The following is a 25,732-nucleotide window of genomic DNA, read 5'->3' as shown; positions in this document are numbered from 1 at the left end:
TGAAGAGGCTTTCTCTCATTTAGGGCGTTTTTCAATGCTTATTTTTTAGGTATATCTTTTTCTTCTCGCTCCACATTAATTTGCTTCTTATCACGTGGACGAATATATAAACCTAATTCCTTTTGTTCCTTCATCAATGAACTATACAATGAATAAACCATCAGTAACACAATGAAAGAGAATGGGAAAGCTGCAATAATTGCCGCATTTTGTACGGCCGCTAATCCTCCTGTATACAGTAAGCTAGCTGCAATCGAGCTTTGAAGTATCCCCATTATCAATTTCACTTTAAACGGTGGGTTTAATGACCCTCCTGTTACTTGCATCCCCAATACAAATGTAGCCGAGTCAGCAGAGGTAACGAAGAAAATTAGCACTAATAAAATCGCAATGACCGAAAGAATTGTGCCTAACGGTAGTTGCTCAAAAATACCAAATAATACTTGCTCGGTCGGTAATGATGCAATATGTGAGTTTTCAAGTGACGCCTGAATCCCCGTCGTACCAAAAGTTGCAAACCAAATTGCACTTAACACAGTTGGTAATAAAATAACTCCCATTAAAAACTCACGTATTGTACGACCACGTGAAATACGTGCAATAAATACACCTACAAACGGAGACCATGACATCCACCATGCCCAATAAAAAATTGTCCAACTATTAATCCACTCACGTTGGTCTGCATGACTTGGTGCTGTACGGAAGCTCATATTAATAAAGTTTTGTAAATAAGAGCCCATGCCGTTCATAAAGTTATTTAAAATTGATATTGTTGGACCTATAGTAAATACAATAATTAATAAGAAAAATGCAATATACAAATTAACATTACTTAAAATTTGAATACCTTTATTGAGGCCTGTTGATGCGGAGACAATAAATAAAAATGTCGCAATAATAATGATGATAAATTGAACGGTAAATGATACTGGAATATCTGCTAAATAAGCTAAACCACCATTAATTTGACTAGCACCTGTACCTAATGTAGCGGCTATACCAACACTTGTTGCAAATGCAGCTAAAATATTAATGAGATGCCCTGGCCAACGATGAATACGCTCACCTAATATAGGATATAATGTCGAACTTAACAAACCTGGTAATCCTTTTCGGAATTGGAAATACGCTAGTGCAAGCGCTACGATACCATAAATAGCCCATGCTGAAATACCCCAGTGGAAAAATGTATAACGGAACGCATCTTTTAAAGCGGTTTGAGAACCTTCTTCTGCTACTGGCGCACTAACTGCAAAGTGCGATAATGGTTCTGCCGCGCCGTAGAACACAAGCCCGATCCCCATTCCGGTACTAAACAACATCGCAAACCATGATAAGTTGCTGTACTCCGGTCTATCTGTTCGTTTTCCTAAACGAATCGCCCCTACAGGACTTAAAATTAAAAACACACAAAAAACTACAACAATAATAACGACTAGTAGGTAATACCATCCAAACGAGGTCGTTAAAAACGCCTGAATATTACCGGTTACCGTTTCAAACATTGTTGGCGCGACTAAACCAAATAGTACGGCAAACAAAATGAGTGAAACAGATCCCCAAAAAACTACACCTAGTTTCTTCATATCGATCTCCTTCAAATATTTTTGTCACCGTTACTATTTCCCCGTTTTTCTAGCGCCCAAACATTATTTTAAAAAAATTTTTAATTCACCTGTAAAACATCTTTAAAATATTGTTTTATATGCGGCCACTCTTCCGCAATAATGCTGTACATAACCGTATGACGCGTTCGTCCATCTCGCTGCACCATATGATTACGTAGCACACCTTCCTTCGTTGCTCCTATTCGTTCAATTGCTCGCTGAGAACGTTTATTTTCATGCCCCGTTTTAATTTGTACACGTTGCATATTCATCGTTTCAAAAGCATATTGCAACAATAAATATTTACAGTTCGTATTTACCGCTGAACGCCAAACTGAAGGTGTATACCATGTCGACCCAATTTCTAAGTGACGATGAGCAGTCGAAATATCCATAAATGTTGTCACGCCGACAATTTGTTGTGTCTGTTGGTCTACAACTGTAAAGGCGCAAGCACTGCTTTGTCGCGCCTTCTGTTGCCATAAACCAATATAGGCTTCTACTTCTGGTAATGTGCTTAACGTTACACTCATATACGTCCAAATTTCGGGAAACTGTGCTGCTGTTAAAATTCCGCTCGCGTGCTCTTTTTGAATCGGTATTAACGCTACAACATTATTTGATAATAATTCCATATAATTTACCTCACTTTACAATAGTATATATTACATTTAGATGAAAAATTAATGCACTATTTCGTTACTATACCAAAAATAATCAAGCGATTGAACATTTCGCAAAAAGTGTAAATAGTTGCCCTAAAATAAATCCTTCTCTACAATGTATGTATATATACATAAGGAGGCTACTTTCATGTACCGTAAAATTGAAGATTTCACATTTGAATGGACGAATGCTGCAAAAGGCACAACAAATGTTTTTAAAGCATTAACAGATGATACATTAAACCAAGCAATTGTTGAAGGTCATAATACATTAGGATGGCTAGCATGGCATTTAACAGGGGCGCCATTATTCTTTGGCAATATGCTTGCTCAACTTAATTTAGAAACATCGATTGATCCACAGCAACCACATCCTACATCGGCAAGCGAAATTGTTGAAGCGTATAAAGCGGTTTCAGCTGAAGTACTAGCAAAAGTTTCTGCATTAAGCGATGAAGATTTATTAACAGAAGTTCCTGGCTTGCAGCAACCGATGCCGCGTGGCGCTGTATTACGTATGATGATTGACCACCAAACACATCACCGTGGACAAATGACCGTACTACTACGCCAAGCCGGTCTAGAAGTTCCTGGCGTAATGGGCCCTACAAAAGAACAAGCATAGAAAAGAATCGACAAAAGAATTGCCTGCTCGGAAGTGAGCGGCGACGAAAGCAGAAAAGTGTTAGGAGAAATCTCGTCATTTCTCCTAACACTTTGTTTTGTCTCAAGCTCTTTTTGTCTCTGTCTAATAAATATATATACCCAAAATTATCGGCTTTTAATGACTAAATCCATCGCTTGCTTGACAAGTTCATTTTTTTCGCCTTCATCGAGTGTTTCCTGCATACATTGCACTAAATTTTCCGTCACAACAACCCCAATCGCTCGGTCTACACCTGAACGAACTGCACTTAATTGGGTAATAATGCTTTTACAATCCTCACCTTCGTCCATCATGCGACGTACTGCTCGTAATTGCCCTTCAATACGCTTTAATCGATTCGCAACTTTTACATCATATTCCATGTTTTTTTCGCTCCTTTAATACTCATTGACCTCATTTTATACCCTCTAAGGTATATTGTAAAGACATTAAGCTCCCCTAAATTTGGAACTTCTTCGCAAAGATAGTAAAATAAAATTATTTTTATTAAATAGGAGCAAACCCTTTTACCTACGTTTATTTTATTTTCTACTGGGAATATGTCTTATAATACGTTATATACTTTCTATTATGTTGAAAAGGAGGAGACTTTATGACTCGAATTTATCCAAAAATTTCTGAAGAATATAGTCTTTACACGCATTCGCCACAACTACTGGACGAATTTAATGCGTTGGTTAATCTCTATTTAGATGAATTACCTCCCTCTACTGTATTTTCCCACGCTCCAGAAGATTTCCTCGCCTCTATTTTTAATTATTGGATTCAACTGATTGAAAGTGACGAGCTTCGTATTGCGAAAGTTGATATTTTAATGATGCACGGGTTGTCGATTGACATTCATCAACAAGTGGTGAAACATTCATTAATTCAAGAATTCGTAACGCGTTATTCGAATCGTCATGCGGCATTTATACTCGCTTATTTTTTATCAAATGAAATTGTGGAATTGATCCATTCACTATTACCGGAGCATCTTAAATTGAACGATTGTCAACTAAAAGAACTCCAACATTTTTATACGTTAACAAATAGCGATCTACAATCTGCTGAAATGTACCAACTATTTGAATTCCGGCGCCATATTTCTCAGCTATTACATAGTAACTTGCATATTCGTAAATTATTTTATTACACCATTTACAACGCAACGAAAAAAGCACGGCTCTATTACATGAAATTACAACATGTAAACCCTATTTTAATAGAGCATGAATCCAATTAACGTGACATATTATCGTTCATGAAGTCGCTATAAAAACCTTTTCAGCCATGATAAATCCCCCAAACGGTGAAATTTTTCCTAATGTTTGAGGGATGCTTATTTTTCTAAATATGTGTGCCTTGTATGCCTACTACGTGTTTACATAGAGGACGATATTTTTTCATTTGCTGGCAATTGCGTTTGAAACGTCGTGCCGTGTCCAAAAGTACTAACGATCATAATAGTACCTTCATGCTGTTGCACAATTTCTTTTGCAATCGCTAATCCAAGCCCTGTACCGCCTTTTTTTCGCGCGACATCTACACGATAAAACCGCTCAAATACTTGTGACTGTTGTTCAGCTGTTAACCCGATGCCTGTGTCCTCCACCTCTACGTAAGCATACCCATCCTTTTTATATGCACGTACCGTGACATCTCCACCTGATTGTGTATATTTAAGTGCATTATCTAAAATATTGTCAAATACAATGTAGAGCAGTTCTTCATCACCATTGACACACACTTCCTCTAATTCATAGGACAACTCAATATTTTTTTCATCCGCTCGCCATAAATGATTCCGAATAATTGTACGCAGTTGTGTATGCAGTGCCACTTCTACACGTTGAACCGGACGATTCGCCTGCTCTAACGACGTTAATAATAACAATTGCTTCGTTAATATCGATAGCCGCTTTGCTTCTTGTTCAATAATGGCCGCATATTCAGCGCCATCTATTGTCGTCTCTGTTTGTAGTAAAGATGCATATCCTTGAATATTCATCAGTGGTGACTGAAAATCATGACTCACATTTGAAATAAAGGCATTACGCGCTTCAATATTATGTGCCAGTTGCTGCTGCATGAGTTGAAAACTTGTAGCCAATTCCCCGATTTCATCATTTCGTGAAATGTGAATTGGGTAATTATAGTTCGCTTTTGTAACCGCTTTTGTCGCCTCCGTCAACTGTAAAATAGGCTTTAATAATTTACGCGTCATTAAAAATACACCTAGCAAACTGACAAAGACAATGCCGACTAAAAAACTCCAAAGCATCATATGCATATCAGAAAACAATACATTATTATCTTGGCGTACAAACATCGCATATGTTTCTCCGTTATAGCGCACCGGTATACCAATTGTATTTTGCACATCATTCGAAAAATGCGCCATTAAAAAGTATTTGCCATCAAACTCTTCAATGCCATGATAAACTTCGCCATTTTCGACTTGCTGTAGGGCTTTTTCGGATACTTGCTGCTGTGTAAAAGGTTTCCCAAACGATAAAATCTCTTGCCCTTTCATCAGTTGTATTTGATAGCCCATTTCACCAACTGACTGTAAATACTGTTTGCCATAGGCAGTTTCTTCATATTGTGCTAATGTTGTTGCAATTTCTTCGGCAACTTCAGCACTTTGCGCATCCACTTTTCCTTTTGTACTACCGTAGTAAACGACATTAGCAATAATAAAACCAACAACCGTACTCGCCACTAAAATCATCACTGTCGCAATGCTTAACTTACGATACAATGTGTTCATACACACACCTCAAGTTTATAACCAATGCCACGTATCGTTATGATTTCAACATTTGCCCCGTATTTTTTTAAGCGCTCGCGCACACGATTAATATGTGTATTTAATGTTAGTTCTGAGGCAATATCCTCGCCCCAAATCTCCTCTAACAATAATGCGCGTGATGTAATCGTCCCTTCACGCGCGGCTAATAACGCTAATAGTTCAAATTCCTTCATCGGAAAAATAACGGTCTTTTGTGCAATGGTGACTTCATAATGTGCACGTTGAAGACATACATTGCCACAGCTAATTTTTTGCTGATGCGCTTTTTTTAAACGTCTAGCAATAACTGCAATGCGGAACAATAACTCCTTTGGCTCAAATGGCTTCACCATATAATCTTCTGAGCCTGCTAAAAACCCACATTCTTTATCATGCAGCTGTCCTTTTGCTGTTAACAAAATGACCGCGATTTCTAAATCTTGTGTCAAAATCTTCGTTAGTTCAAAGCCATCCATTCCTGGCATCATGACATCTACTACCGCTACATCGACGACTTCATGCTCAAGTAATTGTAATGCTTCATGGGCATTCGTTGCCTGTAGCACATCATAGCCTTCTTTCTTTAAATGAATCGACAACAGTTGTAAAATATCTGCATCGTCATCGACTACTAAAATTCGCAACATGTTCACCTCAATTATCATTTCATGTCGTTATTATAAACACTTTACATAACGTTAGTATAAACTTTTGCTTACATAGAAAAAGATGTGCTAAGAACCAACGCTCAGCACATCTTTTTATACATCGTTATTGTAATATTTGTTGTTGGAAATACTGCCACACAACTGTATGTCCTTTGTCCGTAAAATGTGGACCATCTGTTTGTACAAACGTTTGTAATGGCGTACTTTGTGTAGTTGCCTGCTCAATAGCATCGTAAAACGAAATACATGTGTACTGCTGCTTGTCGCAAATTTGTTGCGTCACTTGTGCTACTTCATCCATTCCAAAGTTCATCATCTCTAACTCATCTGTCATCGCTGGTGGCGAAATGATAACGACCATGTCCTTCGCTTGTGCATTTACATGTTGTAAAAACTCTGTATAATGTTGCTCATACTGCTCAATGCTTTCCGTTGCCCAGCGATCATTTGTTCCAAGCATCACAAATACGAGCTCGTTTTCACCAATTTGAATGTATTCTTTTTGTTCGTTAAACCATACTGCAGATTTGTTCGTAATAGCAGCATTCGTAAATGTCATTTGCGGAAATTGTTGCTCAGTAAACGCTCGAAATGCATTTGCCCAAGTAGCACTATCATGAACAGGTTCATAATGTACTTCATCTCCGTTCGCATAAACTTGCATATTTTCGTTCATGCTTGTTTTATTCATACCTGTCGTTGCATTATCTCCGATTAATGTAATGCCGTGGAAATCACCTTGTTGTAATGCATCGTAAATCGATACCGGTTGCTTTACTGCAATAGCTGCACGTTGTTCAAACAATATCGCATTGTCTTCTGCACGATTTTTTTCGACCACTTTCCCACCAATAACTACAGTAATTAGTAAAATAACCAATATTGCATTAATTATCTTCCAATTTACCTCCACAAATCCACCTTCTTCCTTTTATTTTACCAATTATATACCAAAATAATGTACATGGGAATATAAAAAGAGACTGGGACAAAAGAAATATCCTTCAGCAACGATAACGGCTGAAGGATATGTTTCTGCTTTTGGTGCTACTCCACATAGCGGACGCGTTTCGCAGGCATGGCTTGGGGTAAACACGAAGTTTGTCACATCTGCCTTGCCACACGATGTGGCGTTCTTGGCAGATGTTCCTCTTAAAAGTCTCAACCTCATGCTTTTCCTGCTGAAGTCGCCGCTTGTATCGGGACGTACCTGCATATTTTGATCATTTTAATACACTCATTTTCATCAAAAATAGGGTTCTGTCCTATGCTCTTTTACACGATTATTTATCTTTTTCAAACAATAAAATTAACGCTGGTAATAGCATGCCTCGTACAAGGAATGTATCCATTAAAATACCAATGGCAACCATAAAGCCAAATACGAATAAATCAGCAATTGGCATCGTTGTTAAGGCAGCAAATGTTGCGGCTAAAATAATACCCGCAGATGAAATTACGCCACCCGTATTGCGAATCGCAATTTCAAGTGCATCTTTCACTTTATGCGTTTTGCGTTCTTCTAAGAAGCGAGATACTAAAATGATGTTGTAGTCGATACCTAACGCTACTAAGAAAATAAATGCATACACTGGCACACGTGTACTTACCGCTTCATAGCCAAATAATACATCAACTAAGAATAAACCAAATCCTAGTGCTGCTACATATGACACTAAAATCGTTGCCATCATGTATAATGGCATTTTCCATGAACGTGTTAAGAAGAATAGTAACACTAAAATTAAAATTGTTTCTAAAATGACAATTTTAATAATGTCGCTATTGTTCACATCACGCTCATCGACAAGCTTCGCTGTAATTCCTGCTAGGTGGGTATCTCCAGCAATATTTACTTCACCTACTAGCTCATCTACTATTGTACGTAATGTTTCAACATACTCAATAGCTTCTGGTGAATATGGATTCATATTTAACGCTAAGCTATATTTAAGCTTTTGCATATCATCCGTTACCCCTTGGAAACGTGCGCTTGCAATGCCTTCTTCTGCTGATAATAAGCTTGTTAAGGCATCTATTTGTGTTTGGTCTACTTTATCATCTGCTTCGACTAATAATGTTGTCGGTGCAAGTTCGCCTTTGTCAAATTTTGACTCAACAATTTCATACCCAACACGTGATGGTAAATCTTCTGGGAATGCTTTTACTGTATCAAATTCAAACTCTAAGTTAAAAACGTTTAGCGACATAATGGCCATTAAAATTGCGACAACACCACCACTAACGCCTGGACGGTTAACAACAAATTTTGCAATTGGTGCCCAAATACCATGTTTTACTTCTACTTCTTGACCGTATTTTGGCACTTTTGGCCAGAATGCTTTGCGTCCAAATAATGTAAATAATGCAGGTACTAATGTGACAGATGCAATCATAATGACAAAGATAGCCGTCCCAAATACCGGTGCAAAGTTTTGATAATCACGGAAATCTGCAAAGAATAATACAAGCATCGCTGCAAATACCGTACCACCTGCGAAGAATACTGGCTCGCCTGTTGCGCGCATCGCATATTTCATCGCTTCGTACTTACTTTCATAACGATTTAATTCTTCACGATAACGTGAGAATACAAATAGTGAGTAGTCAATTACTGCTGCGAATAATAAAATACTCATAATCGATGTCGTCGAGTTATTAATTTCTAACCCGGCAAGTCCTAATAGTGCGACAGACTGGTTTGCTACTTGATATACAATAATCGTTGCTAATAATGGAATAAATGCAAGTAATGGTGAACGATAAATCACAATTAATAACACTAAAATAATAACGATTGTTGCTAACAGTAAGGTAAAGTCTGCTTGTTCAAATAATTTTGTTGTATCGCCGGCAATTCCCGCTGGCCCTGTAATGTAAAACTGTGTGCTTGCTAATGTAGCTGCTGTATCATTCCCGATTTTTGTAATTTCATCGTTTATATCCGCATATACACCGCTACCTAAATCCGCTTCAAGCACCATTGGCACAATCATTGTTGTCCCGTCTTCTGATTTAAAAGTGTCTACCGCTTGTGGTGGTAAACTTTCAAGGTCGACAATTTCATCGACACCTTCTACATCCGCTGCATCAATAGCAGCTAAAATCGTTTTTACTTCGTCGACATTAATCGCGCCATCTTCATTTGTAAAGACTAAAATCCCTGGTGTTCCTTGATCATTCGGGAAATATTCATCTACTTTTTCTTGCGCAATAATCGACTGTGCATCATGCGGAAGTGATTGGAAGTTCGTTACTTTAAACTCGCTTAACATCGGCCCTGCACTTAAACCGATCATTAATACAAGCCACGCAATAATCGTAATCCACATACCGCGCTTTGTGGATACCCAATCGGTAATCGGGTTTAAAAATTTATTCATAAATTGTCATTCCTCCTCGTTGGCTACTTTATCAAGGTTATATAAACTGTGTATAAATTAACGACACAAGTTTCGCGAAATGCTAGAACATTTCCCAAACATAAAAACGTACAAGCTTGTAATTGCCAGCTTGTACGTTGTTGATACCAATTCCGCTAAACGGTAAAACGTCGGATTAGCGCTTGCAATTGTTGTGCTTGTTGTGCTAATTGCTCTGCAGCAATCGCCATTTGCTCCATTGACATATTTTGTTCCTCCGTTGTCGCTGCAACATGCTCAATATTTTGGCTAACCTCTTTTGTTGTTTCCGTAATATGCGAAACTGCTTCAATTGCCGTTTCTTTACTATCATTTAACTGTGCGAGCATCGTCTCCGCTTCGTTTACTCTCGTTGCTAATGTCAGCATCACATGTTGAATGACGATAAATCGCTCATGTGCATCAGCAATTTTTTCTAAGCCATCTTGCACAGCGTCGCCACTTTCTTTCATAGAATCATTGGCTACAGCACCTGTTTTTTGAATCGTGGCAACCAATGTTTGAATTTCACTTGCAGATGTATTCGTTTGTTCTGCTAGCTTCCGTACTTCCTCTGCAACAACCGCAAAACTTTTGCCATGCTCACCAGCACGAGCCGCTTCAATCGAGGCATTTAACGCGAGTAAATTCGTTTGTGCTGCAATGCCACTAATGCCTTCACTAAATGACTGAATATGATTTGCTACTGTAATGAGTTCATTAAAGTTGATAGCTGTTTCTTGTGCATATGTAGCAATTTGTTGCATTTGCTGGCGCACAGCTGTTACCATCTCGACCCCTGATAAGGTTTCTTGTTCAGCTTTTGCTGAAGCTGTACGCACTTCATTCACATTTTGCGCAATTTGGTCTACTTGCTGCCCCATATGCTGTACGATGTGTTGTACATCTTGCGTAGCGACAAGTTGGTCTTTTGACTGTTCTGAAACTGCTTGAATATGTCCCACAACTTGGTGAATCGATTGTACGTTTTCTTCGACACTACTCGATACATCCGTTGTAAAGTGATGCAATCGTGTTGACGTTTCATCGACTGAACGCACCATCGTTTGTAAGCTCGTCGTCATTCCGTTAAAGCTAGCGCTTAATTGTCCAATTTCATCAGTCGTTTGAATCATTACTTGCTTTGTTAAATCTCCTTGTGCTACATCTTGTGCGTGTGCCATTACTTGTTTTAATGGGCGAATAATACGTGTCACAATCACGAAGAAGATCATTAATAAAACTACAATACAAATGGTATTAATCGCTACAATCGAGCTAACCGAATCCTTATAGGCACTGTCTATATCACTTTCTGTATAAATCGAGCCAATTTGCCAATTCATCGTCTCGTTAAAGAAGCGATTAATATAAATATGTGTACCTTCATCTTCTGTTTCTAAATAATTTGTTTCCATAAAGGCTTCATAAAATGGAACATCCGTTACGAGTTCACCTTGCTCAAAATTAGGATGATATAAAACTTTCCCATTTTGATCGAATACAAATGTATAACCCGTATCGCCAACGATAATAGTAGACGCAATATTTTCTAAAAAGGCCAAATCTAAATCAAGTGTCACAACCCCTTGACCGTTTGACATCATTTTTGAAACACCGACAATTAATTTACCAGTAATTGCATCAACATATGGGTCTGTTACAAGAATTTCTGTCGGGTTTTCTTTCGCTTCAATATACCACTCACGTGTATTCGCATCATAGTCTGATGCAAGCGTTAATGCTTCTGATGAATAGAGCAGTGGGTCGCCATCATACGCAACGTGCAAGCCTAAAACCCCTTGAATGCCTTCTGCCTTTGCTTGCAATTGCGTGTGAAGTATTGCTTTTTCTTCCTCATTTGCAGGCACGATAACATGTGTAGCAGTATGCTCAACAAGGGCAATCGGCGTTTCTAAATAATTATCAAGAAACGTATTTAAAAAAGCCACTTTCTCAACCGTTTCTTCTTGTAACATCGTTTCAATTTCTTCTTTAAATAAGTTAATAATCATAACCGATGAAAAAGTCATAATTATTGTTAAAGCTACCACTAATAGCCCTATCAATTTCGTACGTATCGATTTCTTTTTCATAAAACTTTTTTACTACCCCTCTCAAAATAACAACCGTTAAATAACAGCCTATAAGTCTGATTATTTTCAATACAAAAGACTCACTCGACCGTTTTTTTACATAAAAAAAGTGCCCTGTATACACAAAGGCGCTTTTTCGACAATGTCACGGTTATTCCATATTGTATTCGTACAAATATGAGCAGAACTTGGCCATAGGGAAAAGTGTGTCCGTTAGCATGAACAGACGATACAACCGTCTTGTCGAGCAATAAAAATGTTGACAAAAGATGCAATCACTTATATGATTGTCAACATTACATACCTGAAACTTCAATCAGGAGAGGTTCATAGCGCATACCCTCTATAAAAAACTATGGATACATGACGTTACGCCATGTCCATACACGGACATGGCTTTTTTTCATACATGTATGCTTGTTTCTATAGAATGCCCTCTCCTCCGAAAGTTTCCAATTTACTTTTAGGGGGATTTTTTTATGTCTACACGTAAACAAACAGAAGGATTACAAGATTTAACCTTACTCGGAAATCAAAACGTACAATATGCTTTCTCATACGCACCGGAAGTATTAGAAGCAGTTCCAAACAAGCATACAGGGCGCGATTATTTCGTCAAATTCAACTGCCCTGAATTTACAAGTCTTTGTCCAATTACAAACCAACCAGACTTCGCCACAATGTATATTTCCTATGTGCCGGATGAACAAATTGTGGAAAGCAAATCGTTAAAATTATATTTATTTAGCTTCCGTAATCACGGCGATTTCCACGAAGACTGCGTCAACATCATTATGGATGACTTAATCAAACTACTTAACCCTCGCTATATCGAAGTATGGGGCAAATTCACACCACGTGGCGGCATTTCAATTGACCCTTGGTGTAACTATGGACGACCTGGGACAAAGTACGAGGAAATCGCACACTATCGTTTAATGAATCATGATATGAATCCTGAAACAATCGATAACCGATAGGAGGAGCTGCCATATGAAACAACAAAAAGCATTAATTGTCTTTAGCGGTGGGCAAGATAGTACAACATGTCTGTTCTGGGCAATGGAGCAGTTCGGGGAAGTTGAAGCGGTAACGTTTGATTATGGGCAACGACATACGGCTGAAATTGACTGCGCCAAACGTATCGCAGCACAGCTTGGCATACGCCATCACATTTTAGATATGTCGCTACTTGGGCAACTCACTGTAAATGCACTAACACGTGATGATATTGCCATTACAGATGGCGATGAAGAGTCGCTCCCTTCCACATTCGTACCGGGGCGTAACTTATTATTTTTATCATTTGCTGGCGTGTTAGCACAGCAAATCGGCGCAAAGCATCTCGTAACAGGTGTGTGTGAAACAGATTTTAGCGGCTATCCAGATTGTCGGGATACATTTATTAAATCACTGAATGTCACATTAGAGCTTGCACTTGATGCACCTGTTGTCATTCATACACCACTTATGTGGCTAACGAAAGCACAAACATGGGCACTTGCAGATACGTTAAATGCCTTTGATTTCATTCGCGAACAAACGCTAACATGCTATAACGGCATTATTGCAGATGGTTGTGGGACATGCCCTGCCTGTCAATTACGCCAAAATGGTTTAACGACATACTTGCAGGAGGTACAATAAATGCGCATTGTCTTTTACTTACTTGCGATTGTGACTGCAAACGTTGTCACGGCACATTTTGCACCGCTTCAATTTGGCATGTTTATCGTACCTATGGGGACATTATTTGTTGGGGCGACTTTTATTTTACGTGACCTCGTACAAAATAAATACGGACGTAAAAAAACATACTTCTTTATTTTAACAGCGCTTGTTTTATCTGCCGCTGTATCTTACTCATTAGGTGATACGCTGATGATTGTCGCAGCTTCTGCTTTATCATTTGCGATTGCTGAAACAGCCGATACGGAGATTTATACACGCTTAAAATTACCAATGGCTTGGCGCGTCTTTTATAGTGGGACCATTGGAGGCTTTTTCGATTCGGTTGTATTTGTTGTCATTGGCTTAAGTCCACTTGGCGCAAATTTCTTACCATGGGAAGCGGTACCTGCTGCGATCATGGGGCAAATCATCGTCAAAACTGTTATTCAAATGATTGGCGCACTGATTTTAGCGCAAGGCCTTGCGTACAAAGAACGTACAGCAAAGCTACCCGTCTAACGATAAAGTTTCATTTGTATTGATCTGATATTGCGTTCTATGTTATTTTTCATCAACCAATATGTTGGCGAGGGCGTGAAAATGGTGACTCACTCGGAAATCGTCCATCGAAACGAACCTCGCTACTATCAAAAAACCGCAAACCGACATCTGTTGGTTTGCGGTTTTCAGCTTCTGTCCCAAACTCATTTCATCTAACCTTATATTAATTTATCCATCATACGCTGAAACGAATAATGATTAATATAACGTTGAACGCCTTTTGTTTGTTCAACTGCTTCTTGGGCTAAATCACGGAAATACGCCGCATCTCTTTTCATATACGCTTGATGTGCTTCAATACTCGTATTCATCCACGGCTTTGAAAATTGTTCTTTTGTATGTAGTTCGTTCCCTGCTAAAATTTGAATAATCGTCGCATTATAACGGCCATTCTCTTCTGGTAATAACACATTGTTGTAGCGTTGCGCTGCTTCAAAATCCTCTTCTAACATAGCGCTTACCATTCCATAAGCAGCGTGGTACTTGCCATTTTTATGCTTCTGTAATACTTGCTGCACTGCATCTTTTAACTCATCATTTGTGCCATCACGTAGCTTATGTAAATACGCATATACGGGATCTTTCTGATGTTTATCCACAAACTTTTCAATCGCCCGTAAGTCGGTTGCAGCTGTCGATACATATATAATGCGCCCCATACTCCACAGCATAAACGCGATTAAAATAATCCATACTACATAAATCGGCAAATCCAGCATCGCAACAACTACGCCGACACTTGCGCCAATGACTAAATAGATTAAAATCGTTTTCAGCATATCTCCAACTCCTTCCATGTCTATGTTATAACAATATTCAGAAAAATTATACCATAAAAAAACCGCCTCACTCTAGGTGAGACGACCTTTTGTTATACGTTTTTGGTCGATTTATATGAAAACCGCTTAAAACATGTCAAAATTCAAAACGGTCGCTTCACGCGAACAATCGGTTTACTGAAGCATCGCTATAGCTATGAAACGACCATTTCTAAAGCATTTATTGAGCATTGCCATGATTATTTCCGTCAAAAAACTGCACAAAAAGAAGACTAGCCCGATGACTAGTCTTCTTTTCTTCCTATACCTTAGCTAAAATTTTTTGATTACGCTCTTTAAACTTTTCATTATGAGATGACACCATCGCATAACTATTCGCATCTGGCTCTAAATAAGCTTTTGCGCTATTTACCGCTAACACAGCATCCTGGAACGTTCCTACAAGTAAATAGACTTTATCCGTATACGACACAATATCGCCGACTGCAAAAATTCCTGGAACCGTTGTTTTACATTGTCCTTGACTTTCAAATAACTGATTCTCTAGTCGTACAGGTTGCAGTCCTTCGGCAAACGCCAATGATACTTCGCGGTTGTACCCGTGACATACAAGCACCTCATCAAATGAATGTGTAGATTGTTGCCCATGCTGTTGTAATACAACCTTTTCAATCGCTGTTTTTTCAGCATTCGATACTAACGCATCAATTTCTGTATGTAGTAAAATGTCTACTCCGTGCTGCGTCAGTTTTTTAATTTGTGCCTCGTGCGCTTTTAGTTCCTCATTGCGATAAATGACCGTAATTTTTTTAGCAATTGGTAACAACTCCACAGCCCAATCAATGGCTGCATTTCCTCCACCAGACAGTAATACATGCCTATCTTTAAAACGTTCAATACCATTAATGGTATAATGTAAGTTCGTCATTTCATATTTTTCAGCGCCATTAATTTCAAGCTTAATCGGTTTAAAAATCCCCCCGCCAATGGCAATAATGACCGTCTTTGAATAATGGACTTCGCCTGCTTCGGTCGTTAATACAAACACATCGTTTTGACGTTCAATTAAATTCACCTTTTGACTGAGACAAACAGTTGGCTCAAACGTCATCGCTTGCTCAATTAAGTTTTCAACGAAACGGTGCGCAACAATCGGTGGTTGTCCGCCCACATCCCATAGCATCTTTTCTAAAAAAATATTGATTTTTCCACCAAGCTGCGGATGGAATTCAATAATTTTTGTTTTCAAATCGCGCATACCACTATAAAAAGCGCTATATAAACCGGCTGGACCGCCACCAATAATTGTCACGTCATACACATTCATTCTACTCACTCCTCTAATCTAGCTGTTCTGTTCGCATCTATCGATAATGAGAATCTTTTTCAATAACATTACAAAAACAAGCGTAACTTGTCAAACGATTGTCCGTCTCGCCATCTTTATGTTTCACTGACATCTGTGCATATTTTTAACGCATCTATAAGAAAACTCGTGAACATACGCAGAAATAAATAAAAAAATATTGACTTTCTGCCAAAAAAGCGTATTATTTTCTAAGCGAGTGATAATGATTATCACTGAGAAATATAAATAAAGCGAGGAATTACATATGAAAAAATCTTGGTTACTCCCGTTAGCTGCAACGTTAACATTCGCATTAGCAGCTTGCTCAGATTCATCAACAGAAGAAACTACAGATACAACGGACACATCAGTCGAAGAAACAGCAACTGAACAGCAGCAATATCCAATTACAGTGACACACGCGCTTGGTGAAGCCGTGATCGAAGAAAAACCAGAACGTGTCGCAACAATCGCATGGGCGAATCATGACGTTGCGTTAGCTTTAGGTGTTGTTCCTGTTGGCTTTTCAGCAGCAAACTACGGTGTGGCAGATGGCAGCAGTATTTTACCGTGGACAGAAGCTAAACTAAACGAGCTTGGTGAAGACGAGCCAAACGTTTATCAAGATACAGATGGGCTAGACTTTGAAGCCATTGCGGATTCAAATCCGGATGTTATTTTAGCCGCTTATTCAGGTATTACACCTGAAGAATATGAAACATTAACGCAAATCGCACCCGTTGTAGCGTACCAAGAAACGCCTTGGGTTGCTTCATGGCGTGAACAAGTAAAATACAATGCTATCGCTATGGGAATGGAAAAAGAAGGCGAACAATTAATTAAAGATACCGAGCAGTTAATTGCAGATACCGCAAATAAATATGACAATATTAAAGGTAAGAAAGCAGCATTCGCAATGTTTAACACAACAGATTTATCGAAGTTTTATGTGTACACACCAGCTGACCCACGCGGCGAGCTGTTAACAGATTTAGGGATGGAATATCCTGCAAGCATTCAAGCACAAGTAGCGGATGAGGAAAGCTTCTACATCGAGTTAAGCGCAGAAAATACAGATACATTTACAGATGTCGATATTTTCATTGCTTACGGCACAGACGAAACATTACCTGCATTACAAGCAGACCCAATTTTAGGGAAAATTCCAGCTATCGCAAATGGCAATGTTGTGATTATTGAAGACAACACACCACTGGCTGCTGCCGGAAATCCAAACCCACTATCAATTGAGTACACAATTGACGAGTACGTATCATTAATCTCAGACGTTGCAACAAACATTCAATAATGACACGTTTACGAGCAACGATGCCTTCTCACGTACCGAAACATCTTTGGAAAGTTACGGTGTTATTCGTCATATTACTCATTGTTTCCGTGATGGCATCATTGGCATTTGGTGCTCGTACAATTGGCTGGGATGGACTGATGGATGGACTATTTTCTCCAGATGTCCAATCCCATGAAGCCATTGTTGTACGACAACGAATTGTCCGAACGATTTTTAGTTTTATGTGCGGAGCGGCACTCGGTGTTTCTGGGGCACTGATGCAATCTGTGACGCGCAATCCAATTGCCGACCCAAGTATTTTAGGGGTCAATACAGGCGCCGCATTATTTGTGGTGTGTGGCATTGCTTTTTTTAATATTAGTACAGCAAATGAATATATTTGGTTAGCGATAGCAGGGGCAATGATTACTGCTATTTTTGTGTTTACAATCGGTTCGCTCGGCGCGAGTGGCGCAACGCCATTAAAACTTGTATTAGCCGGAGCAGCGACAAGTGCGATTTTATCATCGCTTGTCACAGCGATTATGATTCCCCGTACAAACGTTATGGATGAGTTTCGCTTTTGGCAAGTAGGAAGTGTCGGCGCTGGGAACTGGGACCTTATTCAACTGTTCATACCATTTCTACTCGTGGGTATTGCGATTGCGCTTCTGACTGCACCTGCATTAAATGCACTTGCGCTCGGCGATGATGTAGCAACAGGCTTAGGCGTTAATACGGGTATGATTCGTTTATTCGCAGCCTTTGCAGGTGTACTTCTTTGTGGTGTAGCTACCGCGCTTGCGGGGCCGATTGGGTTTATCGGCTTACTAGCGACACATGTTGTACGGTTAGTTATTGGACCAGATATTCGTTATATTCTCCCGCTTTCAGCTTTTGTCGGTGGCATCATTTTAACCTGCTCTGATGTAGCTGGTCGTTTACTTGGCAGCCCTGGAGAATTGGAAGTTGGGATTTTAACCGCATTTATTGGTGCACCCATTTTAATCTTAATTACAATGAAAGCGAAAATACGTGCCTTATGACAAACTTCACAATGCAATCTATTATTGCCGCAAAGCAAAAACGTAAACGCCGTTTTGTATGGCTGACAACTTTATTAGCATCGATTAGTCTTGTCCTTTGCGTCGCTATGCTGATGCTCGGAAATACGATTTATCCCGTTTCTGATGTCATTCGTGTACTTCTAGGCGAGGACGTACAAGGTGCTTCATTCGCTGTTGGGACCATTCGTCTACCTCGTATGCTTGCTGGGTTATTCGCAGGCTTTGCATTCGGCCTTGGTGGCTATGTCTTCCAAACGATGTTGCGCAATCCTTTAGCCAACCCAAACGTTATCGGCATTACGAGCGGGTCAAGTGCCGCTGCTGTATTTTGCATTATTGTTTTACAAGCCAGTAACACAATGATTTCTATTGCTTCAGTGATTGGTGGTTTAATTACCGTCATCGCAATTTTCTTCTTATCAAAAGGCTCTTCCTTTTCCATTGGACGTTTAATCTTAATTGGGATTGGTATTCAAGCGATGCTCACGGCGTTTATTAACTATTTATTATTAATCGGCAACACGCATGATTTACCGACGGCGATGCGTTGGTTAAGCGGCAGTCTTAACGGCGCGAAGATGGAAACACTCACGCCTCTTGTAGTGGCTGTTTTCATTTTCACACCGATTATTTTGATGTTAAGCAAACGCTTAGCGATATTAGAACTTGGCGAACAGACAGCGACTGCTCTTGGTGTCGATACAAATAAAAGTCGTGTTCTCTTATTAGTTAGCGCTGTTATCATTCTTGCACTCGCAACAGCGACGACTGGACCGATTGCGTTTGTTGCCTTTTTAGCAGGTCCTATTGCCAAACGATTAGTTGGGCATGGCTTCTCTGCACTGCTGCCGGCTGGATTAGTCGGTGTTATTTTAGTACTTGCCGCTGACTTAATCGGACAGTTTGCGTTTACAGCTCGTTATCCGGTTGGTGTCATTACAGGCATTATCGGTGCACCTTATTTAATTTACTTATTAATTCGTATTAATCGAAAGGGGGATATTTAATTGACAACTGCCCATACATTTGCCGCAAAGCAACTAACATCTGGCTATGATGAACGCATTATTTTAGATAACATTAGCCTTTCGATTCCAAGCAATCAAATGAGCATTATTATTGGCGCAAACGGTTGTGGTAAATCCACACTGCTGAAAACGATGGCTCGCTTAATCAAACCGTCTGGAGGTGAAGTTGTATTAGATGGCAAATCCATTCATACGATTCCGTCTAAACAGCTCGCTCGTACGGTCGGTTTACTTCCGCAGTCACCGGTTGTACCAGAAGGCATTACCGTAGCCGATTTAGTCGGTCGTGGGCGTTACCCTCATCAGTCATTATTAAAAGGCTGGACGAAGAAAGATTATGAAGCGGTAGCAGAAGCACTCGACTTAATGAATATTTCAGCGTTTGCAGACCGTCATATTGATGAATTATCGGGCGGACAACGCCAACGTGTATGGATTGCGATGGCGCTTGCCCAGCAAACCGATATTTTATTTTTGGATGAGCCAACAACGTATCTCGATATTACGTATCAAATTGAAATTTTAGATTTATTAACGGATTTAAACAAAAAACACGGAACAACCATTATTATGGTGTTACATGATATTAATTTGTCCGCACGCTATGCCGATTATTTATTTGCATTAAAAGATGGGCAACTCGTTGCTGAAGGTACGCCGGCTACTATTTTGACAAGCGCATTAATTGACGATGTATTTCAACTAAAATGTCAGGTCATTGACGATCCTGTGTCACAAACACCGCTGATTATTCCAATTGGTCGCCATCACACAAATAAATAAAGACATTAATACATTTATTTTTTATGTAGAAAAAGCCCACTGATATACCAGTGGGCTTTCATTTGTCCATTACACTTTAAATTGGTGCGCTTCTTGTTCTAGTTCTGTTGCATTTTTTGCAAGGTCCGCGGCAATAATCGTCACTTGCTCCATTGTTGTTGTTTGTTCTTGTGTCGCTGCAGAGACAGCACGTAAATTTTGTGTAGAATCTTGCGCTAGTGTTGAAATTTCATGCACAGAAGCAGATATTTCCTCTGTACCGGCTGACATCTCTTCCGATGTAGCAGAAATTTCTTGAATTTGTGCATGTATATGAGCAACGGCATTTGTAATGTTCGTAAACGCTTGTCCAGCTTCTTCAATGACGATAACCCCGTCGTCCACCGCATGTGTTGATTGGTCAACCGCTGTCGCGACGTTGTACGTGTCTTTTTTAATTTCTGTCGTTAATTGCGTTATCATCGCAGCGGATTGCTTTGACTCTTCTGCTAGTTTTCGAACTTCATCGGCAACAACTGCAAATCCTTTACCTGCATCCCCTGCCCGAGCTGCTTCAATCGCTGCATTCAACGCCAGTAAATTCGTTTGATCGGTAATGCCTGTAATCACCGATGAAATATGTTCAATCTCGTCGATTTGCGTAGCTAGTTTTTTAACAAGCACATTAACATCTGTTGTCGATGCTTGAATCTCGCTCATACGTTGTTGTGCTGTGTGAATCGTTTCAGCACCATTTGTTGCTAACTGATTTGCATCCAATGCGCTATTTTGTAAAACTTGTGACGCTTCAGCAATCCGATGAACGCCTTGCGCTGCTTCTTCAACAGCCAGTGCACTTTCCTGAGATGCAACTGCTCCACCTTCATTTAAATTGACGGCTTCATGAAGACGACCTGAAATATCTTCAGCACTGGCGGATACTTCCTCTGTACTTGCTGATAATTGTTGTGCAGAAGCACTCACTTGTTGCGCATTCAGTTGTAAATTATGTACAAGCGAATGTAAATTATTTTTTAACGTATTAAATGTCGCGGCAATTGCCCCAATTTCATCATGATAGTTCACATCAAAATCTTTTTGCGTTAAATCACCTGCCGCTAATACTTTTGCCCCTTGCTCTAATTGCTGTAAACGCAGCGTAACGGTTTTACGAATAAATTGAATTAACCAAAGAACTAATAGTACACTCACAATCAGTAAGCTGATTGAGGTAATATTCGATGTTGCCACCGCTTCGTATACACCATCTTTATTGCTTTCTAGTTGTTGGTCTTGATATGCTAACATTTCTTGCGCAACAGTTAAAATCGCTGTGTTCGATTCCTCTAACTCTCCTGTCAGAAGTTGCGCCGCAGACGTTACATTATTTTCGTCTACATAAGCCATTAATGTCGCGGCTGCATTGTTAAACTGTTCATTATATATACTAATTTCTTCCCAATAATTTGTCATTTCTGTTGAGGTAAAATATGTTTTTAATGTGGCGATACTTTCGTCAACTTGTTGCATATAATCCAACAATAATGCTTGATTTTCTGTTGAATTTTCAATTACTAATTGGCGTGCGTATAACCCCTGCATGCCTAAATCTACACGAATTTCATCTACAAGACGCACTTGATTTATACGTGAATCCATTGTGTTTTCAACTAATCCTTCTACACGATTCATATTAAAGTATGTCACTGCTGATAAAATAAGCACAACGCCCAATACCGCATAAAATGACAGACTCAATCGTTTCGCAATACTCATCGTACAACCCCTCCCCTTCCTATCACTTGTTACATCGGTATGTATGCTGCAAAATGATGCTTCCCCTTTTAAAATGTACAAAATTTGTTATAAACAAATAAAAAATATGCTGTTACTACAAATATTTGTATTTTTTATACATCATTTTTTTCTGTTATACTAACATCTATAGTAATTTGTAAAAGGACGTTTTCATATGCAACTTTTTTCAATAGGTGATATCGCTAAGCTTTTTCAAGTAAAAACCAGTGCCATTCGCTACTATTGTGATATCGGTTTATTAATCCCTGTAAAAGTAGACCCTCAAACGGGGTATCGCTACTTCACGACACAACATTTTGAACAGCTAAATACTATTAAATATTTACAAGCATTAGGTTTATCCTTAGAAGCGATTCAACAATTTGTCCATGCACGCGACCCGTATGAATTAATCGAACAGCTTATACAACAGCGGCATATTACCGAACAAAAAATTACGGAGCTACAGCACATTCAACAAACGATCAACCAACGTATTGTAGAGATTACTGCCGCACTTACAACTCCTACTGGAAAAGTGATGCTTCGGCACTTACCGGAACGCTCCTGTCTCTTCCTGGAGCAAACACTCCATCAACAAGCAGATTTAGAGCTAGCCATTCGCGTATTAGAAAATAAAGCAGGGCTACATGCGTCTGTCTTTTTAGGAAAAATTGGTGTTCGCTTAGCAGAAACATCGCTGCGTTCCGATGCACCACTTGTTTATGACGGTATTTTTTTATTACTTGAACAGCACGTAGTCGACGACATGCTTATGTTACCTGCTGGCACATATGCTACAATACGCTTTCATGGTAAGCATGCAGATGCTGCTCCGTACTATGCACAATTACTACAATTCATTGAGGATGAACAATTAACGATTAACGGGCAAGCACTAGAAATTACTTATATTGACGATGGACTTTCACAAAATCCGCAACAATTTATTACAGAAATTCAACTACCTCTTTTAGATTGACATTCATGTAACTTGAATGTTTATGATGATAGAGAAGAAAGGTAGGAGAATACATATGATTGGAACGATGACAAACGTAGTTGCCATTCTTATCGGAAGTGCAGTTGGCAGCTGGTTAAAAAAGGGCATTAAAGAGGAATATCAAACGGCACTGTTTACAGCAATGGGGTTTTCAGCAACCGTGCTCGGCATAAATGCTGTCGTGCAAAATATGCCACATAGCCAGTATCCTGTGCTATTTATTATGAGTTTAGCAATTGGTGGTCTTGTCGGTACAATACTCAATATTGATGCTGCGTTTCAACGATTCGTTGGACGCTTTGCGAAAAGTGAGTTAAGTAAAGGTTTGTCAACTGCTATTTTATTATTTTGTGTCGGTACGCTATCGATTCTCGGACCGATTGAAAGCGCACTTTACGACAACCATACATACTTATTCACAAATGCCACACTTGATTTAGTGACGTCGATGGCACTTGCAGCGACATATGGCTTCGGCATTGCGCTATCTGCCATCGTCTTATTCATGTGGCAAGGCAGTTTATATTTGGCAGCAATTTATATTGAGCCATTTTTAACGGATGCGCTAATGACAGAAATTTCAATTGTCGGGGGCGTCCTTATTTTAAGCTCAGGCTTAGCCATTTTAGGCATTAAAGATAGTAAATCATTAAATTTATTACCCGCTTTAGTTGTGCCAGTGATGTGGTTTTTAGTTGTAGCATTATTTTAAACACGATGGAAAGAGGATGGGACAAAACCCTATTTCTGATGAAAATAAGTGTGTTGAGATGATAAGAATGTGCGGATGCGTCCCGACACAAGCGGCGACTTCAGCAGGAAAAGCAATGTTTTTCTGCGACGAGTAACCGCAGGAGCATGCGCTTGAGACTACTAAGAGGAACATCTGCCAAGAACGCCACGTCGTGTGGCAGGGCAGATGTGACAAACATCGTGTTTGCCTCAAGCCATGCCTGCGAAACGCGTCCGCTATGTGGAGTAGCACCTAAAGCAGAAAAATATCCTTCAGCGACGACAACGGCTGAAGGATATTTCTTTTTGTCTCATACTCTATATTGATTACGCAATAAATCGAATCGTTGCGCGATTTTTCCCCGTTTCTTTTGATTCATATAACGCAGTGTCTGCGCGTTTAAATAAATCTGCTTCTGGCTCCGTCAGCTCGTGCTGTGTAACAGCGCCAATACTAACCGACAAATTCGTCCATTTTATATTGTCCTCATGCTTTGCACGTACCTTCTTTAAAATCGCATTGGCATACTGATGTAATAAGTCCGGTGTTGCTTTCTCAAACACAATCGCAAATTCGTCACCGCCAAAGCGTACAACATAACCAGATTTCCCAACGGCTTCTTTTAATAACATCACAAGCTCTTGCAAAACTTCATCTCCTGCAGCATGCCCGTATTGGTCATTCAATTGCTTGAAATTATCTAAGTCGATTAGCATTAGCCCAATCGGATATTTATTACGGCTTGAAATAATTTCGTCCATATACTGCAAATACGATGCACGGTTGTACGCACCTGTTAAAACGTCATATGTTGCTAAACGAATCGTTTTACTAAAGAGCTTCAAAATAATAAAGAGCACAATAAGAGACGTAACAATCCCGAGCACAAGCATCCATTTTAATGTCGCTTCATTGCGCTGCAATAAAGCGAGTGCCGTTGAATTATCATATTTGGCATAAATGATACGCTGCGTCGCATTCCCGCGTGCTTCTTCTGCTTCATATGGAATAAAGCGATGCGTTTCAACATATCCATCTGCCAGTTGTTGCACGACAGTCATCGTTTTTTGTTTATCTACTGCTTCGTTATACGCATGCTGTAATTTTTCATCGGTATCATCAATTGTCATAAAGTCAGGAGTTGTATTTAACACAAAACCTTCTATCGTCATAATGCGTAAATCGATAAGCTGTGTGTAGATTTTCGTTAAATTTTCAACAGTCGATTCATAGCTAAAGTGCTTCGATACTGATGTATCACCAAACCGGATACCATACTCTAATAAATATTGATGGTCTTTTGTCGGCAAATAACTATACATCCAAGCATCGCGTGTCGCTGCTGAATTTTCTAAGCCATCGAAATAAAATTCATCTGTTTGCAGTCGTTCTTGAATTAACCGTACAAACTCCGTACAACACTCATTAAAATCCATCCCAACGCTCGGAGCATGTGTTGTAATGACAATACGATTATTCGCGTCAATCACATAAAATTCACGTGCACCAATATCTTCTTTTATCGCAGCTAAATCCCATGTTGAAAAATCAGGATTTTGTTCATAATATTCACGTAGTTCGTACAAACCTTTTTCCATTTGTTCATCTTCTATCTGTGCAAAATAAGCATGGGCACTATCCATCTCGCGCAATTGTGAAATAATATGCTCTTCTATATTTCGCTCCGCCTCTTGCTGCTGCTCAATAATATTGCGGTGCATCGCTTGATTCGTCACAAGTGACATAATGATAATTAAAATGGCTGTAAAGGTTGCGATACTAATGAACACTTTTACTAATAAGCTTCTCATT

General features: G+C 39.4%; 24 protein-coding genes and 1 riboswitch. Of the genes, 12 read left to right on the top strand and 12 right to left on the bottom strand.

The features are described from left to right. Positions 1-38: 38 nt before the first annotated feature. Both A6M13_RS09345 and A6M13_RS09340 read right to left on the bottom strand, forming a co-directional pair. Entirely contained in the window at positions 39-1,589 is a 1,551-nt protein-coding gene (locus A6M13_RS09345) for a glycine betaine uptake BCCT transporter (RefSeq protein ID WP_066545274.1), read from the bottom strand. An 80-nt stretch (positions 1,590-1,669) separates the two neighbouring features. Further along, positions 1,670-2,245 carry a GNAT family N-acetyltransferase gene (locus A6M13_RS09340; protein WP_066545272.1) on the bottom strand — a complete coding sequence of 192 codons (576 nt, stop codon included), beginning with the start codon at positions 2,243-2,245 and terminating at the stop codon, positions 1,670-1,672. 178 nt (positions 2,246-2,423) lie between these two features. On the opposite strand from A6M13_RS09340, the gene A6M13_RS09335 reads away from it, so the two are divergent. Beyond that, the gene (locus tag A6M13_RS09335) at positions 2,424-2,900 is read left to right on the top strand and encodes a DinB family protein (protein ID WP_066545271.1); all 477 of its coding nucleotides are present in this window, start codon (positions 2,424-2,426) and stop codon (positions 2,898-2,900) included. Between the two features lie 146 nt (positions 2,901-3,046). Here A6M13_RS09335 and A6M13_RS09330 read toward each other — a convergent pair whose 3' ends face one another. After that, positions 3,047-3,304: a metal-sensitive transcriptional regulator gene (locus A6M13_RS09330; protein WP_066545269.1), complete on the bottom strand. Its 258-nt coding sequence runs from the start codon at positions 3,302-3,304 to the stop codon at positions 3,047-3,049. A gap of 230 nt (positions 3,305-3,534) precedes the next feature. Between A6M13_RS09330 and A6M13_RS09325 the strand changes: the two genes are divergently transcribed. After that, positions 3,535-4,167, top strand: a complete 633-nt coding sequence (locus A6M13_RS09325; RefSeq protein ID WP_066545267.1) for a hypothetical protein — start codon at positions 3,535-3,537, stop codon at positions 4,165-4,167. A 138-nt stretch (positions 4,168-4,305) separates the two neighbouring features. On the opposite strand, the gene A6M13_RS09320 is transcribed toward A6M13_RS09325, so the two are convergent. The 5 genes from A6M13_RS09320 to A6M13_RS09300 form a co-directional block, all read right to left on the bottom strand. Next, positions 4,306-5,694 (bottom strand): sensor histidine kinase, encoded by a 1,389-nt coding sequence (locus tag A6M13_RS09320; RefSeq protein ID WP_066545265.1) that lies wholly within the window; start codon positions 5,692-5,694, stop codon positions 4,306-4,308. Continuing rightward, complete coding sequence (locus A6M13_RS09315; RefSeq protein ID WP_066545354.1) at positions 5,691-6,359, bottom strand: response regulator transcription factor; 669 nt, start codon at positions 6,357-6,359, stop codon at positions 5,691-5,693. The genes A6M13_RS09320 and A6M13_RS09315 overlap by 4 nt, the downstream gene beginning before the upstream one ends. Before the next feature lie 127 nt (positions 6,360-6,486). After that, positions 6,487-7,296, bottom strand: coding sequence for an SGNH/GDSL hydrolase family protein (locus A6M13_RS09310; protein WP_141680937.1), 810 nt, complete (start codon positions 7,294-7,296; stop codon positions 6,487-6,489). Positions 7,297-7,666: 370 nt separating this feature from the next. Continuing rightward, entirely contained in the window at positions 7,667-9,766 is a 2,100-nt protein-coding gene (locus tag A6M13_RS09305; RefSeq protein WP_066545254.1) for an MMPL family transporter, read from the bottom strand. 155 nt (positions 9,767-9,921) lie between these two features. Continuing rightward, positions 9,922-11,880: a methyl-accepting chemotaxis protein gene (locus tag A6M13_RS09300; protein ID WP_066545252.1), complete on the bottom strand. Its 1,959-nt coding sequence runs from the start codon at positions 11,878-11,880 to the stop codon at positions 9,922-9,924. Positions 11,881-12,196: 316 nt separating this feature from the next. Continuing rightward, positions 12,197-12,243, top strand: a riboswitch (PreQ1 riboswitch). 116 nt (positions 12,244-12,359) lie between these two features. Here A6M13_RS09300 and queF point away from each other — a divergent pair. The 3 genes from queF to A6M13_RS09285 are packed head-to-tail and all read left to right on the top strand — an operon-like array spanning position 12,360 to position 14,070. Next, positions 12,360-12,860 carry a preQ(1) synthase gene (gene queF / locus A6M13_RS09295; RefSeq protein ID WP_066545250.1) on the top strand — a complete coding sequence of 167 codons (501 nt, stop codon included), beginning with the start codon at positions 12,360-12,362 and terminating at the stop codon, positions 12,858-12,860. 13 nt (positions 12,861-12,873) lie between these two features. Beyond that, positions 12,874-13,527, top strand: coding sequence for a 7-cyano-7-deazaguanine synthase QueC (gene queC / locus A6M13_RS09290; protein WP_066545248.1), 654 nt, complete (start codon positions 12,874-12,876; stop codon positions 13,525-13,527). Beyond that, complete coding sequence (locus A6M13_RS09285) at positions 13,528-14,070, top strand: VUT family protein (protein ID WP_066545246.1); 543 nt, start codon at positions 13,528-13,530, stop codon at positions 14,068-14,070. It begins immediately after the preceding gene. Between the two features lie 200 nt (positions 14,071-14,270). Here the strand turns inward: A6M13_RS09285 and A6M13_RS09280 are convergent, their stop codons facing one another. Then, positions 14,271-14,891 (bottom strand): hypothetical protein, encoded by a 621-nt coding sequence (locus A6M13_RS09280; protein WP_066545244.1) that lies wholly within the window; start codon positions 14,889-14,891, stop codon positions 14,271-14,273. Between the two features lie 102 nt (positions 14,892-14,993). Between A6M13_RS09280 and A6M13_RS16310 the strand changes: the two genes are divergently transcribed. Further along, positions 14,994-15,167: a type 2 periplasmic-binding domain-containing protein gene (locus tag A6M13_RS16310; RefSeq protein ID WP_169817434.1), complete on the top strand. Its 174-nt coding sequence runs from the start codon at positions 14,994-14,996 to the stop codon at positions 15,165-15,167. A 25-nt stretch (positions 15,168-15,192) separates the two neighbouring features. On the opposite strand, the gene A6M13_RS09275 is transcribed toward A6M13_RS16310, so the two are convergent. Then, positions 15,193-16,218 (bottom strand): NAD(P)/FAD-dependent oxidoreductase, encoded by a 1,026-nt coding sequence (locus A6M13_RS09275; RefSeq protein WP_066545242.1) that lies wholly within the window; start codon positions 16,216-16,218, stop codon positions 15,193-15,195. Between the two features lie 286 nt (positions 16,219-16,504). Here A6M13_RS09275 and A6M13_RS09270 point away from each other — a divergent pair, with 286 nt between their 5' ends. Genes A6M13_RS09270 through A6M13_RS09255 form a run of 4 tightly spaced genes read left to right on the top strand, consistent with a single transcriptional unit; the run spans position 16,505 to position 20,408 of the window. Further along, complete coding sequence (locus A6M13_RS09270; protein ID WP_066545239.1) at positions 16,505-17,548, top strand: iron-siderophore ABC transporter substrate-binding protein; 1,044 nt, start codon at positions 16,505-16,507, stop codon at positions 17,546-17,548. Next, positions 17,548-18,576, top strand: coding sequence for a FecCD family ABC transporter permease (locus A6M13_RS09265; RefSeq protein WP_083998298.1), 1,029 nt, complete (start codon positions 17,548-17,550; stop codon positions 18,574-18,576). Before A6M13_RS09270 ends, A6M13_RS09265 begins: the two co-directional genes overlap by 1 nt. Further along, entirely contained in the window at positions 18,573-19,604 is a 1,032-nt protein-coding gene (locus A6M13_RS09260; RefSeq protein ID WP_066545237.1) for a FecCD family ABC transporter permease, read from the top strand. Before A6M13_RS09265 ends, A6M13_RS09260 begins: the two co-directional genes overlap by 4 nt. Beyond that, positions 19,605-20,408 (top strand): ABC transporter ATP-binding protein, encoded by an 804-nt coding sequence (locus A6M13_RS09255; protein WP_066545235.1) that lies wholly within the window; start codon positions 19,605-19,607, stop codon positions 20,406-20,408. It begins immediately after the preceding gene. Positions 20,409-20,477: 69 nt separating this feature from the next. Here A6M13_RS09255 and A6M13_RS09250 read toward each other — a convergent pair whose 3' ends face one another. Next, positions 20,478-22,163, bottom strand: a complete 1,686-nt coding sequence (locus tag A6M13_RS09250; protein ID WP_066545230.1) for a methyl-accepting chemotaxis protein — start codon at positions 22,161-22,163, stop codon at positions 20,478-20,480. Between the two features lie 196 nt (positions 22,164-22,359). Here A6M13_RS09250 and A6M13_RS09245 point away from each other — a divergent pair, with 196 nt between their 5' ends. Together A6M13_RS09245 and A6M13_RS09240 are read left to right on the top strand one after the other, a co-directional pair. Further along, complete coding sequence (locus tag A6M13_RS09245) at positions 22,360-23,166, top strand: MerR family transcriptional regulator (protein WP_066545229.1); 807 nt, start codon at positions 22,360-22,362, stop codon at positions 23,164-23,166. Between the two features lie 55 nt (positions 23,167-23,221). Further along, positions 23,222-23,899, top strand: coding sequence for a DUF554 domain-containing protein (locus A6M13_RS09240; protein WP_066545228.1), 678 nt, complete (start codon positions 23,222-23,224; stop codon positions 23,897-23,899). A gap of 347 nt (positions 23,900-24,246) precedes the next feature. Here A6M13_RS09240 and A6M13_RS09235 read toward each other — a convergent pair whose 3' ends face one another. Then, complete coding sequence (locus A6M13_RS09235; protein WP_066545226.1) at positions 24,247-25,731, bottom strand: GGDEF domain-containing protein; 1,485 nt, start codon at positions 25,729-25,731, stop codon at positions 24,247-24,249. Between the last annotated feature and the right edge of the window lies 1 nt (position 25,732).

Source organism: Caryophanon tenue (assembly GCF_001700315.1).
In the GTDB taxonomy this organism is placed as follows: Bacteria; Bacillota; Bacilli; order Bacillales_A; family Planococcaceae; genus Caryophanon; species Caryophanon tenue.
Note: the sequence above shows the minus strand (reverse complement) of the source record. Positions and strands in the feature narration are given on the sequence as shown.